Here is a 17072-nt window from a genome sequence, read left to right on the forward strand (position 1 = left end):
CTTTTTGCAGTGGGGTTGTGGCTGCACCTGCTTGCCCGTTGGCGGGCGAGTAAGGCCAGTACTTCAAAAGTGTGGGTGGGGCTTAAATGCTCCAGCGAGCACTCAACAAACGATCATTCAACAGCTGTGGGTCGAGCGGCTTGGGCCGTCGCGCCATGGCGCTGTGAAATTGCTCCAGCGCCTCCTGCAAACGTTGCTCCAGCTCCGGCGCCAATTGCGCCTGGGCACTGCCTTCGCCGTAGGCGATCTGGCTGTCGACAGCGAAAATCCCTTGCAGCATCTCCTGGGCCTTCAACGCCGACAGCACCGGTTTGAGGGCGTAATCGACCACCAGCATGTGGGCGATGCTGCCGCCGGTGGCCATCGGCAGAACCACTTTGTGGTTCAGCGCGCGCTCAGGCAGCAGGTCCAAAATCACTTTCAGCGCGCCGGCGATCGACGCCTTGTACACCGGGGTGGCAATCAGCAAGCCGTCGGCGTTTTCAATCTGTTGCAGCAGGTCGATCACCTTCGGGCTGTCGAAGCGTGCGTGCAGCAAGTCTTCGGCCGGGAAGTCCCGTACCTGGTAACTCACCACCTCCACGCCCTGCTCTTGTAACCAGCGTCGGGAGCGATCCAGCAACACCCCGGAACGGGAGCGTTGGCTGGGGCTGCCACCGAGTGAGACGACCAACATTCGGACGATTCCTTTCACGTCAGGGCGATTCGCAGTGTGCGATCTCGCTTCGATGGAGAGACCTTAACAGCTGATTCATATATCCATAAATCATATTTATTCATTTGGTTATGCGTTTAAGAGATATGCAGATCCGTTTATTCCAGACGAAAAAAAAGGCCGTCGAAACGGCCTGAAATTCCCTGCATCGTGGTTCTGAATGCCGTGCTGACCGGGGCGCCGCCATCGTCGGAACGCCGCCCGGCCAGGCTCGCTCCCACTGTTGAATGCGTACCCTGTGGGAGCGAGCTTGCTCGCGATGGCGGCATCAATTGCGCCAACAATGCTGAAGATTTACCTGTTCGGCTGCGGTGTCAGGCGCAGATAAGGCTTCACCGCGCGATAGCCCTTGGGAAAACGCTGTTTGATTTCCTCTTCATCCTTGAGCGACGGCACGATCACCACCTCGTCACCGTCCTGCCAGTTGGCCGGGGTGGCGACCTTGTAGTTGTCGGTCAGTTGCAGCGAGTCGATCACCCGCAGGATCTCGTTGAAATTGCGCCCGGTGCTCGCCGGGTAGGTGATGGTCAAACGAACCTTCTTGTTCGGGTCGATCACGAACAGCGAACGCACGGTCAGGGTGTCGTTGGCGTTGGGATGGATCAGGTCGTAAAGGTCGGAAACCTTGCGGTCGGCGTCATCGATAATGGGAAAGTTGACCTGGGTGTTCTGGGTTTCGTTGATGTCCTCGATCCAGCGATGGTGCGATTCAACCGGGTCGACAGACAACGCAATGGCCTTGACCCCGCGCTGGGCAAACTCATCCTTGAGCCTGGCGGTCAGGCCCAGCTCGGTGGTGCACACCGGCGTGAAGTCTGCCGGATGGGAAAACAGCACGCCCCAGCTATCGCCCAGCCACTGATGAAAACGAATGGTGCCAGCGCTGGAGTTCTGTTCGAAGTCGGGGGCGATATCGCCAAGTCTGAGGCTCATGGTGCTGCTCCTTGTGAGTGCTTGATGAGCTCAACTGTGCCTGTGTTTTTTATCTATTAAAAAGAATAAATATCGATTTATTTAGATCATTAAGAAATATTAAAGATCTGTTCACTGGACGCCCCCGTTCAACGCGCCGAAGATCGACCTCGAGGTTCGAGAAGGCCTTGAGATGCTGTAAAGAGGGAATCAAGGTGGAGTTACGGGGGTGAGTCCACCTTGAATGCAAAAGCCCCGCTCGGCGCGACGCCGAGCGGGGCTTTTTTTATGCAGTTACGCGAGCGCTGTTACAGCAGCGGGATCGAGTAGCTGAGGATGACGCGGTTTTCGTCCTGCGAACGGGTGTTCGGCAGGTCGGTGCGCCAGGTAGCGTTTTTCCACGCCAGACCCAGGTTCTTCAATGGGCCTTCCTGCACAACATAGGCCACGCTCAGGTCACGCTCCCACTCGGAAGCGCCATTGGCAGCTTCGCCACCTTTGGCGTTGACGGTGTCAATGTTGTCGCCGTGCAAGTACACCAGGCCAGCGGTCAGGCCAGGTACGCCAACCTTGGCGAAGTCATAGGCGTATCGTGCCTGCCAGGTGCGCTCGCCGGCACGGCCGAACTTCTGGATCTGCATGTCAGTGATGGTGTAGTTCGACGAACCGTCACCCTGGTTCAGCCAAGGGAAGTCGCTGTCGCCGTTGCTGACCTGATAACCACCACCGAAGGTGTGACCCGCCACGGTGTACAGGAACAGGCCGCTGTACAGGTTGTTGTCGACCTTACCGCGTCCGCTGGCCGAACCGCTGTAGTTGCCACTGCTGAAATAGGCAGGGTCGTGACCATTGGCGCCGTCATCGGAGCTGTTGAAGTAACGGAAGTCCGACTTCAACACGCCCGGACCGATAGCCCAGTTGTGTACCAGGCCCAGGAAGTGTTGCTTGTAGAAGTCTTCCAGGTTGCCGTAGTAGTACTGAGCCGTCAGGTCCTTGGTGAGCTTGTAGTCACCACCGGCGTAGTAAAACTTGTTGCTGCGAGCATTGTTACCAGTGGCGTTGCTGTTACCGCTGCCATTGGAACCGTTGATCGACAGGTTTTCGTTGTTGCTGGAGTTACGACCCTTGGCCTGCTCGATCTGACCGCCAATCAGGGTCAGGTCCTTGATGTCGCTGGAGCTGATCTGGCCACCCTGCCAGGTTTGCGGCAGCAGACGACCGTCGTTGGTCACGATGACCGGCAGTTTTGGCTGCAGCGTACCCAGCTTCAACTCAGTCTGGGAGATCTTGGCCTTGGCAGTCAGACCGATGCTGCCGAACGAATCCGCCGCACCGTCATTGCCATCCGTAGGGAAAACAGTACCGCCGTCGGATACGCCAGTTGCGTTGCCGGATTTAGCCTTGGTGGAGTCCAGCTTCACACCCAGCAGACCGATTGCGTCGACACCGAAACCAACGGTGCCTTGGGTGTAACCCGACGTGAAACGCAGATCGAAGCCTTGGCCCCATTCTTCGTTTTTGTTTGCACCGGCACCATCACGGTTATCGGTGTTGATGTAGAAGTTACGCAGACCCAAAGTAGCCTTGCTGTCTTCGACAAAACCTGCGGCGCCTGCCTGCTGCGCCAATACCCCAACGGCCACAGCCATGGCCAAGGTGGACTTGTTCATGTATCGCTCCTCTCTTTTCTAATTCTTGTGTTTCCGGTCCTGGATCGTTCGCCCGGGATCCCAAACGCTAATTCGCTGCATACCGTCTGACCCGGTCTTTCGGCGGGGCCGCAGAATACCTGTTCATAAAGCCAAAAAGAATGGCGATACGATTTTTCATATCGCTATGGAATATATCTTCACACGCCAGACCCGAGGTATCGGCGCGAAGGCCGATTCCTGAACCTCACCGTTATATCGAGGGATGACCGCGATAGAGCCCGACACTCCCCATCAAGGTCGGAGGGCTACTTTAGAGGGACCAACTCAAAACCAAAAAGAATAAAAAAACATGACTAACTTTATTAATGGAATATAAAAAAACAACGCAAAAAAAGCCCCGACAATAGCCGGGGCTTTTTCTTGTCGCTGTTACAGGAAGCTGTAGGTGTAGTTGAAGATCAGACGAGTCTGGTCAATGTCAGGGCTGTTGCTGACTTCACTACCACGGTAAACACCATTACGCAGCGTTACGCCCAGGCCTTTGAGGGTGCCCTGCTGAATGGTGTAGTCGATACGCATGTCGCGTTCCCACTCGGACGAATCAGGACCGTTGCCAGTCGTCGCCTTGATGTCATCGCCATGCAGGTAGGCAATCGATGCTTTCAGACCAGGTACACCCAGGCCGGCGAAGTCGTAGCTGTACTGACCGAAGGTGGTGTTCTCACCGGCACGGATGAAGCTGTTGATCATGGAGTCGGTGAACAGGTAGAAGCTGGTACCACCGTTCCCTTCCGGACGGCCACGGCTGTCAACCACGTTGCCTTGGTTCAACATGACGAAACCACCGTCATCGTTGACACGCTGATGGCCGAGCAGGAATGCGTTGCCACCCAGGGTGTAGGTGAACATGGCGCTCCAGGTCTTGTTGTCGACCTCGCCCGGGTTCTTGGCGAAACCGTTGTTGTTGTTGAAGCGGTAGCCCACGTCGCCGTTCTTGCCGTCGGAGCTGCTGTCGAAATAGCGGATGTCAGTCTTGAAGGATTGATTCGGGGCGATCTGGAACACGTGCACCAGGCCGAGGAAGTTCTGCTTGTAGTAGTCTTCCAGGTTCGCGTAGTAGTACTGCAGGGTCAGGTCTTTGGTGACCTTCCAATCAGCACCACCGTAGAGGAACTTGTTGCTGTCCTGGGTACCGCCAGCCACGGCCAGGCCGGTGGAGTTGGACGAGGCACGACCTGCCGAGTGCTCGAGCTGACCGGCGTTGATGGTCACGTTGTCGATTTCCTTCGAGGTGATGGTGCCACCGTCGAAGGTCTGAGGCAGCAGACGGCTGTCGTTCGACAGGAGGATCGGCAGCTGAGGAGCCAGAGCACCACCGAGGTGAGCCTCAGTCTTCGAGAAACGCGCCTTCACGTTGGCCGCTGCGCGGCTCCACTCGTCCACAGCCGAACCGTCGCTGTCGCTAGGGAAGAATGTGTTGGAATCCGGGTGGTGCCCCTTGCCGCCATCGAGGTGGATACCGACCAGCGCCTGGGCATCGATACCGAAGCCGACAGTGCCTTGGGTGAAACCGGAGATGTAATCGAATTTCAGACCTTCGGCGGTTTCTTTCTGGTCCGCTCCACCTTCACGGTTGTCCTGGTTGTAATACATGGTGCGAGAGCTGACGGACGCCTTGCTGTCTTCCAGAAAACCGGCGGCGCCTGCCTGCTGCGCCAAAACCCCTACGGCCACGGCCAAAGCCAAGGTGGACTTGTTCATTGTGAAGCTCCTCTGGATTCTAATTCTTGTGTTCCTGGTCCCGAATCGCTGCCCGGAATCCTAAGATGCGCGATTAGCGCCAGACCGTGACTCACAAGTCAATCGTAACTTTGTGTGTCTACGACTATCGTCTAATCACAGGTTTTTTGGTCCATGCAAGGTCATGAGTTCGTCATAAACCTGAAAAGAACTGACTGGTTCCTTTCTAATACCGTTTAGGAATTTAGCTCCCCATTCCCCAGCCACCCCCAGAATAGGCGGTGTGGCTCATAAGCTAATTCCTAAATGGTATTTATTGTCACTTTTTTAGATCGTTTAGTTTTTGACGTAATTCAGAAACAAAATCTTCTAAAAGAGGCGACCGCATGACGATCAAACGCGCACTATCCGGACCAATTGTTACAGTTTGTGTATCGCTAGCAATTTCTTTTAGCGCTCATGCGGCCGGTCTTACCGTCGGTTATCAAACCGGAATCGACCCCAGCAAAGTCCCCCAGGCCGATGGCCTTTATGAAAAAACCATCGGTCAGCCGATCGACTGGCGACGCTTCAACAGCGGCCCGGAAGTGGTGACGGCCATCGCGTCTGGCGACGTGCAGATCGGCAACCTCGGCTCGTCCCCGTTGGCAGCGGCGGCTTCGCGCAATCTGCCGATCGTCGCGTTCATCGTCTCGGCCCAGATCAACGCCGCCGAAGCGCTGGTGGTGCGCAACGGCAGCGGCATCGAAAAACCGCAAGATCTGATCGGCAAGACCATCGCGACGCCCTTCGTTTCGACCTCTCACTACAGCCTGCTGGGGGCGCTCAAGCACTGGGGGCTGGACGCCTCGAAAGTCAAAGTGGTCAACCTGCAGCCAGCGGAAATCGCCGCCGCCTGGAAACGCGGCGACATCGACGGCGCATTTGTCTGGTCGCCGGCCCTGGGGGAAATTCGTAAGAGTGGCAAGACCTTGACCGACGCCGCAGAAGTCGGCCAATGGGGTGCACCGACCTTTGAGGTGTGGGTGGCGCGCAAGGATTACGCAGAGAAACATCCAGAGGTGATTGCGAAATTCGCCAAGGTCACGCTGGACTCATTTGCCGACTATGCGGCACATAAAAACGCCTGGACTGCTGATTCCGTGCCGGTGCAGAAAATCGCCAAACTGACTGGTGCCAACGCGGCCGATGTGCCGGAATTGCTGGCAGGTTCAGCCTTCCCGGACGCCAAAGCGCAACAGTCCACAGCGCTGCTGGAAGGCGGCACAGCCAAGGCGATTGGCGAGACGGCGAAGTTTCTGAAAGAACAGGGGAAAGTGGAGACGGTGCTGGCGGATTATTCGCCGTATGTCAGCGCGAAGTTTGTTGCGGAGTAAAAAGGCTGGGGCTGCTTCGCTGCCCATCGCGAGCAAGCTCGCTCCCACAGGGACTTGTGCAGGACACAGATCAATGTGGGAGTGAGCCTGGCGACACGGTTACAGGGTCTTTTCGAAAATCTTCGAATTACGCTGATAGTTGTACAGCGAGGCGCGCGCCGATGGCAGGCGTTCGACGCTGCTCGGTTCGAAGCCCCGCTCACGGAACCAGTGAGCGGTGCGGGTGGTGAGGACGAACAAGGTTTTCAAACCCTGCGCCCGGGCACGAGTCTCGATGCGCTCCAGCAACTCATCGCCACGGCCGCCATGGCGGTACTCAGGGTTCACCGCCAGACACGCCAGCTCGCCGGCGTCCGAATCGGCAATCTGATACAGCGCCGCACAGGCAATGATCATCCCCTCGCGCTCAACCACGCTGAACTGCTCGATCTCACGCTCCAGCACTTCGCGGGAACGCCGCACCAGAATCCCCTGCTCCTCCAGCGGGCTGATCAAGTCGAGCAAACCACCGACGTCTTCAATGGCCGCTTCGCGCACCACTTCGAATTGCTCCTGGGCCACCAGCGTACCGCCACCGTCACGGGTGAACAGCTCGGTCAGCAGCGCGCCGTCTTCGGCGTAGCTGACGATATGGCTGCGGGCTACTCCGCCCCGACAAGCTTCGGCCGCGGCATCGAGCAGCTCGGCCTGATAGTTGCTGCCCAGGCGCTGCAAATGCGCCGGCACTTGCTGTGGACGCAGCTCGCGCACCAGATGCCCGTTCGCGTCGATCAAGCCCAGGTCGGCGCCGAACAGCAACAGCTTGTCCGCACCCAGATCGATGGCGGCGCGGGTGGCGACGTCTTCACAGGCCAGGTTGAAAATCTCGCCGGTCGGCGAATACCCCAGCGGCGACAACAGCACGATGGAGCGCTCGTCCAGCAGACGGTTGATGCCCTTGCGATCGACCCGGCGCACTTCGCCGGTGTGGTGATAGTCGACACCTTCGAGCACGCCGATCGGCCGCGCTGTCACCAGGTTGCCGCTGGCTACTCGCAGGCGCGAGCCCTGCATCGGCGAAGACGCCATGTCCATGGACAGGCGCGCTTCGATGGCGATGCGCAGCTGGCCGACCGCATCGATTACACACTCCAGGGTCGCCGCATCGGTGATGCGCATGCCGTGGTGGTAATGCGGGGTCAGGCCGCGCGCCGCAAGGCGTGCTTCGATCTGCGGACGGGAGCCGTGGACCAGTACCAGACGCACGCCGAGGCTGTGCAGCAGCACCAGGTCGTGGACGATATTGCCGAAGTTGGGATGCTCAACGCCGTCGCCGGGCAGCATGACGACAAAGGTGCAATCGCGGTGGGCGTTGATGTAGGGCGAAGCGTGACGAAGCCAGTTAACGTATTCGGGCATGAACCTGGGCCTGTAATAAATAGCAGCCAAAAAATGGGCGAAGCGGAAAACGCACAGCGGGCTGATGGTTATCGTCGGAACAGGCTTGGCGACACGCGCGCTCTCCTCATGAATACGGGTTGGGATATCGGCAATTTATACGGTTAATCGGCCAAAACACAGATCCTGTGGGAGCAAGCTTGTTCGCGATGAGGACATTGCAGTCGGCATCAAGGGCGGCTGGTCGACCGCTATCGCGAGCAAGCTCGCTCCCACATTGACCGTGTTCAAGCCAATGACCCCGAGGATTGGGCCGGTTTCAGGCAATAGTGTTCGATCAGTTGCCTTAATAGATGCACCGTAGGCTGCAAACGTGACATTTCGAGGTATTCCCCCGGTTGATGGGCACAGGCGATATCACCCGGGCCGAGCACCAGTGTTTCACAGCCAAGGCGTTGAAGATAAGGCGCTTCGGTGCCGAACGCCACTGCTTCGGCGCTATGCCCGGTGAGCTTTTCAGCGATCCGCACCAGCTCCGCGTCCTCGGCCTGCTCAAAAGGCGGCACGGCGGGAAACAACGGCGCGTAGTCGATCTTCACTTGATGCCGTTCGGCAATCGGGTTGAGCTTCTGCAGGATCGCCTCGCGCAGCGCTTGCGGGTCCATGCCCGGCAAGGGTCGCAAATCGAACTCCAGCGAGCACTGCCCGCAGATCCGGTTGGGGTTGTCGCCGCCATGGATGCAACCGAAGTTCATCGTCGGCGTCGGCACGCCGAATTGCGGGTTGCGAAACTCGCGCTGCCACAACAGGCGCAGGCCACGCAGTTCACCGATGGCATCGTGCATGGCTTCCAGTGCGCTGTGGCCCAGGCGCGGATCCGAGGAGTGGCCGCTCTGCCCGAGGATGTCGATGCGTTCCATCATGATGCCTTTGTGCATGCGGATCGGCTTGAGCCCGGTCGGCTCGCCGATCACTGCTGCACGCCCCAACGGCCGCCCCGCTTCGGCCAATGCCCGGGCACCGGACATTGAGCTTTCTTCATCGCAGGTGGCAAGGATCAGCAAGGGCTGTTTGAACGGTTGATCGAGCAGTGGCTTGAGCGCTTCGATGGCCAGGGCGAAAAAGCCCTTCATGTCGCAACTGCCCAGGCCAACCCAACGGCCATCGACCTCGGTCAGTTTCAGCGGGTCGGTCTGCCACAACGCGCCATCGAAGGGCACGGTGTCGCTGTGCCCGGCCAGCACCAGGCCACCGGGACCGGAGCCGAAGCTGGCGAGCAAATTGAACTTGCCGGGGCTGACTTGCTGAATATCACAGGCAAAACCCAGCTCACCGAGCCAGGTGGCCAACAGGTCGATCACCGGGCGGTTGGTCTGATCGAGGCTGGCCTGGGTACAACTGACGGACGGTGCAGCAATCAGCGCGGCGAATTGTTCTTTCATGGACGGCAATGGCATCGCTGACTCCCAACTCCCGGATTGAGGTCCATCATAGAGCCATCCAGTGACAGGAATAAACCGTTGCGGCGCGTAGGTTTGGCCAGTGCTGTACACTGCACGACCTTGGCAGCCACATATTCCCCCGGCTGCGCTCCCGATCCTGGATTTTCCGGCCATGCAGAAAGAAACCGAAATCAAACTCCGCGTCAGCCGCGAAACCCTCGCCGCCCTGCGCGAGCACCCGTTACTGAAAAAACGCAACAAAAATGGCTGGGAACGCCGTGAGTTGATGAACCAGTACTTCGACACGCCCGAGCGCGACCTGGCCCAGGCCAAGGTGGCCCTGCGCCTGCGCAAGGACGGCGAAGAAGTCATTCAGACACTCAAGACCCGCGGCCAGAGCATTGCCGGTCTGTCCGTTCGCAACGAGTACGACTGGAACTTGCCCAAAGCCAAGCTGGACCTGAAGAAACTCGACGGCGAATGCTGGCCGCAAGCGCTGGCTGATCTGGACAAGAAAACCCTGAAGCCGATCTTCACCACCGACTTCGTCCGCGAGCGCGCCGAAATCGCCTGGGGCCGTGGCAAGACCAAAGTGGTCATCGAAGCTGCGCTGGACCTCGGCCATGTCGTGGTCGGCAAGCAGAAAGAAGAAATCTGCGAGCTGGAACTGGAACTGCGCGAAGGCGAGCCGGCTGCATTGCTGGAGCTGGCGGCGGAACTGGCAGAAAAACTGGCACTGATGCCGTGCGACATCAGCAAGGCCGAGCGCGGTTATCGTCTGTACGATGCCAACAGCTATTCCCTGAGCCTGCCCGCGCCACAGATCAGCGCCGAAACGCCGCTGGATGATGCCTTTGCCGCCTTGAGCTGGCACCTGTTGGGCAGCAGCCAGCGTCTGGCCGAGCAGTATCGCTTCAATGGCCACTGGCGCCTGTTGCAGGACTGGGTCGAGAACCTGGCGGAAATGCGCGCCCTGCTCAGCAGCCTCGGCCAGGCGGCACCGCGCCAGTCGACCCACGACCTGCGTGTGGCGCTCGATGCCTTGCTGGAAGACTGGCGTCCGCTGGTACAGGCCGGCCTCGACGATGAAGATGTGCGCAAAGCCGCGCCGGAGCAGTTCCTCGAAGAACTCGAAGACCCACGCTGGGGCCAGTTCTCCCTGAACGCCTCGCGCTGGTTGCTGGCCCGCACCTGGGCCGCCGAGCGTAATACCCGTGGCAATCGCCAGGGCGCTGCACAACTGGGCAGCTGGCTGCCGCGCCTGCTGGGCGAAGAAGCCAACTCACTGCAACTGCAGCGTTACCAGCAGCAACCCGAAGACCTCGCCGAGCAACTGCCGCGCATCGAACGCATCCAGGTCTGGCTGCACCATGCGCGCAACGTTCTGGAGATCCCGGAAATGGATCGCCTGTACGGTGAGCTGAACAAGCTGGCGCAACTGGCCAACGAATCGATCACCGATGAAGCCCTGGATGCGCGCAAGCAGCAGGCGATTGCGGTGTATCAGAACCGTGCCTGGAAAATGCTGCTGCGTCTGTAAATCCGTCATCGCCAGCATGTCGGCTTCTACACCTGTTTTTGTAGGAATCGGCTTGCTGGCGATGGGGCCAACCCATTCACTGCATAGCTAAACCGGCAAACTGGTGGTCGACTTGATCTCCGACAACGCCACAATCGAATTGACCTCCTGAATCCCCGGCACCATCGACAGTTTTTCGAAGAAGAAACGCTCATACGCCTCGATGTCCGCCGTGACGATCCGCAGCAAAAAATCCACCGCCCCCATCAGCACATAACATTCCAGCACTTCCGGAAAACCGCGAATCGCTTCGGTGAACTCGGTGAAGTTCGAGCGGCCGTGGGCGTTGAGTTTCACCTCGGCGAAGATCTGCGTGTTCAAGCCGATTTTCTTGCGGTCGAGCAAGGTCACCTGGCCACGAATGATGCCCTCCTCCTTCATCCGCTGAATCCTTCGCCAGCACGGCGACTGCGAGAGCCCCACCTGCTCGGCGATCTGTGCGCTGGAGAGGGAAGCGTCCTCTTGCAGCAACGCGAGGATCTTGCGGTCATAGGCGTCCAGCTCGCTATGCATAAATAAACCCTGAAACTCTATGGTTAAGAATTGAATGATTCTTGAATCATCGATTTCCAATCATCTTAGAGAAGAAATACCCCGCTCAGGATGTAAATATTTCTCCAGTGATTCTGGAGTCCGAGCATGCCGCATCTTGAAGCCGTAAACACCTCGCCCACCCGTGCCGATGTCTGGAGTGTTGGCAACGCGCATTGCCGCGTTCGCTACCAGTTACAGGCTGAGGCCGAGCCCGATCTGCTGTGCCGTGCACTTAACCTGTTCGCCCTGCAATGCCTCACGCCGCAACAGGTCAATGTGCAACGCCTGACGGACCTGCTGACCATCGACATTGTCGTGGACGGGTTGAGCTGGCACCGCGCGCAAGTGATTGCAGAAAAACTTCGTAACCTGATCAGCGTCTGCTCGGTTGAATTGCAAGAGGTTGATTGCGCCTGGGCTGAAGACGTCAAGGCGGCGGGCTGAAAAACCCCGACACGGCTTTGTCGGGTAGTGGCCCAGCGGTCTGGCGGGCCACGGCTATCCTTCGCGAACTGTCGTTCAAAAGGAAACCGCATGCCCGCCCAACCCGCCATCCAGGACCGCTGGCTGGATCTCAATGAGGTGCTGCGCGAGCTGGTCGCGCAGAACCTGATCAGCCAGGATTCGGCCGAACACACCCTCAATGCCAGGCGTCGCCACGTGGTGGATGGTCAGATGCATCCACTGGAATTCATTGCCAACCAACGCCTGGATGACCTCAGCCGTCCTGGCAAGCCACTCGACCTGGAGAGCCTGACCCTGTGGCTGTCCCGCCACGCTGGACAGCCTTACCTGCGAATCGACCCACTGAAGATCAATGTCGCGGCCGTCACGCCACTGATGTCCTACGCCTTTGCCCAGCGTCACAAAATCCTCGCCGTGGCCGTCGATCGCACGGCCGTCACAGTGGCCAGTGCACAACCCTACGTCAGTGGCTGGGAGGCCGATCTGGCCCATGTGCTCAAGCTGCCGATCAGACGTGTGGTGGCCAATCCGCTCGATATCCAGCGTTTGAGTGTGGAGTTCTTTCGCCTGGCCAAATCGGTGACCGGCGCCAACAGTGCGGACTCGCCGGCGAACACCCCGGGTAACTTCGAACAGCTGCTCAAGCTCGGCGCCAGCGATCAGGAGCCGGATGCCAACGACGCCCACATCGTCAACATCGTCGACTGGCTGTTCCAGTACGCCTTCCAGCAACGCGCCAGCGATATCCACATCGAACCCCGGCGCGAGCAAGGTGCCGTGCGGTTTCGCATCGATGGCGTGCTGCACAACGTCTATCAATTCCCGCCGCAGGTGACCACGGCCATCGTCAGCCGCCTGAAAAGCCTGGGCCGCATGAACGTCGCGGAAAAACGCAAACCCCAGGACGGCCGGGTGAAAACCAGCATCCCGAATGGCGGCGAAGTCGAACTGCGCCTGTCGACACTGCCGACCGCCTTCGGCGAAAAAATGGTCATGCGTATCTTCGACCCGCAGGTGCTGCTCAAGGAATTCGACCAGCTGGGCTTCTCCGCGGACGACCTGCAGCGCTGGCAAGCCATGACCGAACAGGCCCACGGCATCATCCTGGTCACCGGGCCAACCGGATCAGGCAAGACCACCACGCTCTATACCACCCTGAAGAAACTGGCGACGCCACAGGTCAATCTCTGCACCATCGAAGACCCGATTGAAATGGTCGAGCCGGCGTTCAACCAGATGCAGGTCCAGCACAACATCGACCTGACGTTTGCCGCCGGTGTGCGCGCGCTGATGCGCCAGGACCCGGACATCATCATGGTCGGCGAGATACGCGACCTTGAAACCGCCGAAGTCGCCATTCAGGCCGCGCTCACTGGCCACCTGGTATTGTCGACGCTGCACACCAACGACGCGCCAGGCGCCATCAGCCGCCTGCTGGAACTCGGCGTGCCGCACTACCTGATCAAGGCGACGGTGCTGGGGGTCATGGCTCAGCGCCTGGTGCGAACGCTTTGTCCGCACTGCAAGGCGTCCCAGCCGTTGGCGCAGGAAGACTGGCAAACCTTGACCCAACCCTGGCAAGCGCCGCCTCCCGAGCATTCACAGCGTGCGGTCGGCTGCCCGGAATGTCGCGAGACCGGCTTTCATGGCCGCGCCGGGGTCTATGAAATCATGCCACTGAGCGAAGAGATCAAGGCACTGATCAAGCCGGACACTGATCTTCTGGCTGTGCGACGACAGGCCAGCCAGGAAGGCATGTACAGCTTGCGCCAGTCAGGTGCACAGAAAATCGCAGCCGGCCTGACCACCGTTGAAGAGGTGCTGAGAGTGACCCCACGAAGCGAATGATGAGCAATGGAACCGGAACGGGTGAACGGCAATCCAAGGTTCCAGTTAACCCAGCGGAGTCATCTATCATGCGTTTCAAACTTGCTGTCGCCACCCTCGCCTTGCTTTCCCTGCCTGTAGGGTCGGCGATGGCTGACAGCTTCTGGCGTAACGTCCTGTCGTCCGGCGCCACCACCGGTTCGACCTACCTGACGTTCAAGGATCACAAACTGATCGTCGCCGCCCAGGACGATGCAGGCAGCTTTGTCGCCAGCGACGGCGGCATTCGTGGCCCGTATCTGGAGGCGGCGATGCAGAAAGTCCGCGCCGATAATCCAGGGCTTCAAGCCACCGATATGGAACTGGCGAACGCGATCCTGGCGAAGAATGCCGTGGCTTCCGAGTAATCGTTGCGCAAACAAAAATGCCGCTCACCTGAGCGGCATTTTTTATGGGTGTTTCAGCGGTAATCGTCCACCGGCACACAGGCGCAGAACAGGTTGCGGTCGCCGTAGACATTATCCACCCGATTCACCACCGGCCAGTACTTGTGCGCCTTGGTGTGCGCGTCCGGGGTGACGGCTTGCTCGATACTGTAGGGTCGCTCCCAGACCCCGGTGATGTCGGCCAAGGTATGCGGCGCGCCCTTCAGCGGATTGTCCTCCGCCGGCCAGTTGCCGTTCTGCACTTCGTTGATCTCTGCGCGAATACTCAGCATGGCCCCGATAAAGCGGTCCAGCTCCGCTTTCGATTCGCTCTCGGTCGGTTCCACCATCAAGGTACCGGGCACCGGGAATGACATGGTCGGCGCATGGAAGCCGTAATCCATCAAACGCTTGGCGACATCCTCTTCGGTGATACCCGTCACCGCCTTGAGCGGCCGCAGGTCGAGAATGCACTCATGGGCAACCCGATCGTTGCGCCCGGTGTAGAGCACGGCAAACGCACCGGACAGATGCCGGGCCAGGTAATTGGCGGACAGGATCGCCACCTCACTGGCATCCGCCAGTTGCGGGCCCATCATGGCGATGTACATCCAGCTGATCGGCAGAATGCTCGCGCTGCCCCAGGGCGCCGCGCTGACGGCATCATTCTGTGGGTTCGGCCCGTCAATCGGCACCACCGGGTGATTGGCCACGAATGGCGCCAGGTGCGCCCGCACACCAATCGGCCCCATGCCCGGCCCGCCACCGCCATGGGGAATGCAGAAGGTCTTGTGCAGGTTCATGTGCGACACGTCGGCGCCGATGTCCGCCGGCCTCGCCAGCCCGACCTGGGCATTGAGGTTGGCGCCGTCCATGTACACCTGGCCGCCGTGGCTGTGGATAACTTCACAGATCTCGCTGATGCCCTCTTCATACACACCGTGGGTCGAGGGATAAGTCGCCATCAGGCAGGCAAGTTTATCCCCGGCGTGGGCGGCTTTTTCCTTCAGGTCTTCCAGATCGACGTTGCCCGCCTCGTCACACTCGACGATCACCACGCGCATGCCGGCCATTTGTGCCGACGCCGGGTTGGTGCCGTGGGCCGACGAGGGAATCAGGCAGATATCCCGGCCGCCCTCATGCCGACTCTCATGGTATTTGCGAATGGCCAACAGCCCGGCGTATTCGCCCTGGGCGCCGGAGTTGGGCTGCATGCAGATCGCATCGAAACCGGTGATCGCGCACAACCAGCGCTCCAGCTCCTCGATCATCAAGCGGTAACCGACGGCCTGCTCTTTCGGCGCGAACGGGTGCAGGTTGGCGAACTGCGGCCAGGTGATCGGGATCATTTCGCTGGTGGCGTTGAGTTTCATGGTGCAGGAACCCAGCGGGATCATCGATTGATTGAGCGCCAGGTCCTTGTTTTCCAGCTGCTTGAGGTAGCGCAGCATTTCGGTTTCGCTGTGATGGCTGCTGAATACCGGATGGCGCAGGCAAGGCGAAGTGCGCATCAATCCGGCGGGGATGCCGTCCGGCAAGGTTTGCGCGTCAAGCGTCGCGACGTCCAGACCATGATCGGCGCCCAGGAACACGTCGAACAGTTTCGCCACCGTGGTTTCATCGCAGGTCTCATCCAGGCTCAAGCCCAGATGCCCGCGCCCTAGGATCCGCAGGTTGATTTGCGCTGCCTTGGCGCTTTCGATGATTGCGGTCTGAGTGCCGCCGACGTCCAGGGTCAAGGTGTCGAAGAAGTGCTGGTTGATGCGCTTGATGCCGTTGCGCTCCAGGCCTTCGGCGAGAATGCCGGTCAATCGATGAACGCGTTGGGCGATGCGCTTGAGCCCTTCCGGGCCGTGATACACCGCATAGAAACTGGCGATATTGGCCAGCAGCACTTGAGCGGTGCAGATGTTGGAGTTGGCCTTCTCCCGGCGGATGTGCTGCTCGCGGGTTTGCAGAGCCATGCGCAGGGCCGTATTGCCGCGCGCATCTTTCGACACGCCGATGATGCGTCCTGGGATTGCCCGCTTGTATTCATCGCGGCTGGCGAAGAAGGCTGCGTGGGGTCCACCGTAACCCATGGGTACGCCGAACCGCTGGGACGAGCCGAACACCACGTCGGCGCCCAGTTCGCCCGGCGGAGTCAGCAACAGCAGGCTCAGCAAATCGGTCGCGACGCAGGCTAACGCCTGCTGTGCGTGCAGATGGTCAATCAGCGGGCGCAGGTCGTGGATCTCGCCGTGCGTATCGGGATACTGCAGCAAGGCGCCGAACACCTGGTGCTGCTTCAAGTTATCCACAGCATCGACGATCAATTCGAAGCCGAAACCTTCGGCGCGGGTGCGCACCACGGAAATGGTTTGCGGGTGACAGTGTTCGTCGACGAAAAACAGGTTGCTCTTGGACTTGGCGACCCGTTTGGCCAGGGCCATGGCTTCCGCTGCGGCGGTCGCCTCGTCGAGCAACGAGGCGTTGGCCAGTTCGAGCCCGGTGAGGTCGATGGTCAGTTGCTGAAAGTTCAGCAGTGCTTCCAGCCGTCCCTGAGCAATTTCCGGTTGGTAGGGCGTATAGGCCGTGTACCAACCGGGATTCTCCAGCACGTTACGCAGAATGACCGCGGGTGTGAGGGTGCCGTGATAGCCCATGCCAATCAGGCTGGTCCAGACCTGATTCTGCTCGGCGTAGCCACGCAGTTTGGCCAGCGCAGCTTCTTCATCCAGGGCCGGCGGCAGGTCCAGGGCACGGTTCAGGCGAATGCCTGGCGGCACCGTTTGCTCGATCAGTTCCACCCGGCTGCCCAGCCCGAGGCTGTCGAGCATCGCCTGTTGCTCGGCGGCATCGGGTCCGAGGTGACGACGGAGAAAGGCATTGGGGTCGCGTAACTGGCTCAGGGACGGCAGCTGGGACATGACGGGCTCTCTTTTGACTGGCGCTCAACGTCGATGCAACACGGTCAAAACAGCATAGCAGCCGATCCCCGAGCGCAAGATGTAGCGCCGCCCGGCAAACCGGATCATCATGCACGCCA

Annotated in this window: 13 protein-coding genes; 5 read left to right on the top strand and 8 right to left on the bottom strand. The window is 59.5% G+C overall.

All coding sequences use genetic code 11. From position 1 onward, the window contains the following. Positions 1-82: 82 nt before the first annotated feature. The 4 genes from ssuE to EIY72_RS05960 all read right to left on the bottom strand — a co-directional run bounded on the left by ssuE (position 83) and on the right by EIY72_RS05960 (position 5040). Positions 83-676: an NADPH-dependent FMN reductase gene (ssuE, locus tag EIY72_RS05945; RefSeq protein ID WP_093228877.1), complete on the bottom strand. Its 594-nt coding sequence runs from the start codon at positions 674-676 to the stop codon at positions 83-85. 333 nt (positions 677-1009) lie between these two features. Next, a complete protein-coding gene (locus EIY72_RS05950; RefSeq protein ID WP_093228874.1) occupies positions 1010-1648 on the bottom strand; it encodes a peroxiredoxin in 639 nt (212 codons plus the stop codon). 287 nt (positions 1649-1935) lie between these two features. Beyond that, positions 1936-3297, bottom strand: coding sequence for an OprD family porin (locus EIY72_RS05955; RefSeq protein WP_093228871.1), 1362 nt, complete (start codon positions 3295-3297; stop codon positions 1936-1938). Positions 3298-3708: 411 nt separating this feature from the next. Continuing rightward, positions 3709-5040: an OprD family porin gene (locus EIY72_RS05960; RefSeq protein ID WP_093228868.1), complete on the bottom strand. Its 1332-nt coding sequence runs from the start codon at positions 5038-5040 to the stop codon at positions 3709-3711. 365 nt (positions 5041-5405) lie between these two features. On the opposite strand from EIY72_RS05960, the gene tauA reads away from it, so the two are divergent. Continuing rightward, complete coding sequence (gene tauA / locus EIY72_RS05965; RefSeq protein ID WP_093228865.1) at positions 5406-6395, top strand: taurine ABC transporter substrate-binding protein; 990 nt, start codon at positions 5406-5408, stop codon at positions 6393-6395. A gap of 99 nt (positions 6396-6494) precedes the next feature. On the opposite strand, the gene argA is transcribed toward tauA, so the two are convergent. Both argA and argE read right to left on the bottom strand, forming a co-directional pair. Further along, positions 6495-7793 (bottom strand): amino-acid N-acetyltransferase, encoded by a 1299-nt coding sequence (gene argA, locus EIY72_RS05970; RefSeq protein ID WP_093228862.1) that lies wholly within the window; start codon positions 7791-7793, stop codon positions 6495-6497. Between the two features lie 266 nt (positions 7794-8059). Further along, entirely contained in the window at positions 8060-9229 is a 1170-nt protein-coding gene (gene argE, locus EIY72_RS05975; protein ID WP_093228858.1) for an acetylornithine deacetylase, read from the bottom strand. 157 nt (positions 9230-9386) lie between these two features. Here argE and EIY72_RS05980 point away from each other — a divergent pair, with 157 nt between their 5' ends. Then, positions 9387-10754, top strand: coding sequence for a CYTH domain-containing protein (locus EIY72_RS05980; RefSeq protein WP_093228856.1), 1368 nt, complete (start codon positions 9387-9389; stop codon positions 10752-10754). 87 nt (positions 10755-10841) lie between these two features. On the opposite strand, the gene EIY72_RS05985 is transcribed toward EIY72_RS05980, so the two are convergent. Beyond that, positions 10842-11306 (bottom strand): Lrp/AsnC family transcriptional regulator, encoded by a 465-nt coding sequence (locus EIY72_RS05985; RefSeq protein WP_093228853.1) that lies wholly within the window; start codon positions 11304-11306, stop codon positions 10842-10844. A 126-nt stretch (positions 11307-11432) separates the two neighbouring features. On the opposite strand from EIY72_RS05985, the gene EIY72_RS05990 reads away from it, so the two are divergent. The 3 genes from EIY72_RS05990 to EIY72_RS06000 all read left to right on the top strand — a co-directional run bounded on the left by EIY72_RS05990 (position 11433) and on the right by EIY72_RS06000 (position 14026). Continuing rightward, positions 11433-11771, top strand: a complete 339-nt coding sequence (locus EIY72_RS05990) for a hypothetical protein (protein WP_093228850.1) — start codon at positions 11433-11435, stop codon at positions 11769-11771. 90 nt (positions 11772-11861) lie between these two features. Beyond that, complete coding sequence (tfpB, locus tag EIY72_RS05995; RefSeq protein WP_093228847.1) at positions 11862-13640, top strand: type IV pilus assembly ATPase TfpB; 1779 nt, start codon at positions 11862-11864, stop codon at positions 13638-13640. Between the two features lie 65 nt (positions 13641-13705). After that, positions 13706-14026 (top strand): DUF2388 domain-containing protein, encoded by a 321-nt coding sequence (locus EIY72_RS06000; protein WP_197678882.1) that lies wholly within the window; start codon positions 13706-13708, stop codon positions 14024-14026. Between the two features lie 53 nt (positions 14027-14079). Here the strand turns inward: EIY72_RS06000 and gcvP are convergent, their stop codons facing one another. Then, complete coding sequence (gcvP, locus tag EIY72_RS06005; protein WP_093228841.1) at positions 14080-16953, bottom strand: aminomethyl-transferring glycine dehydrogenase; 2874 nt, start codon at positions 16951-16953, stop codon at positions 14080-14082. Positions 16954-17072: the final 119 nt, after the last annotated feature.

It is taken from the genome of Pseudomonas vancouverensis, assembly GCF_004348895.1.
Classification (GTDB): domain Bacteria; phylum Pseudomonadota; class Gammaproteobacteria; order Pseudomonadales; family Pseudomonadaceae; genus Aquipseudomonas; species Aquipseudomonas vancouverensis.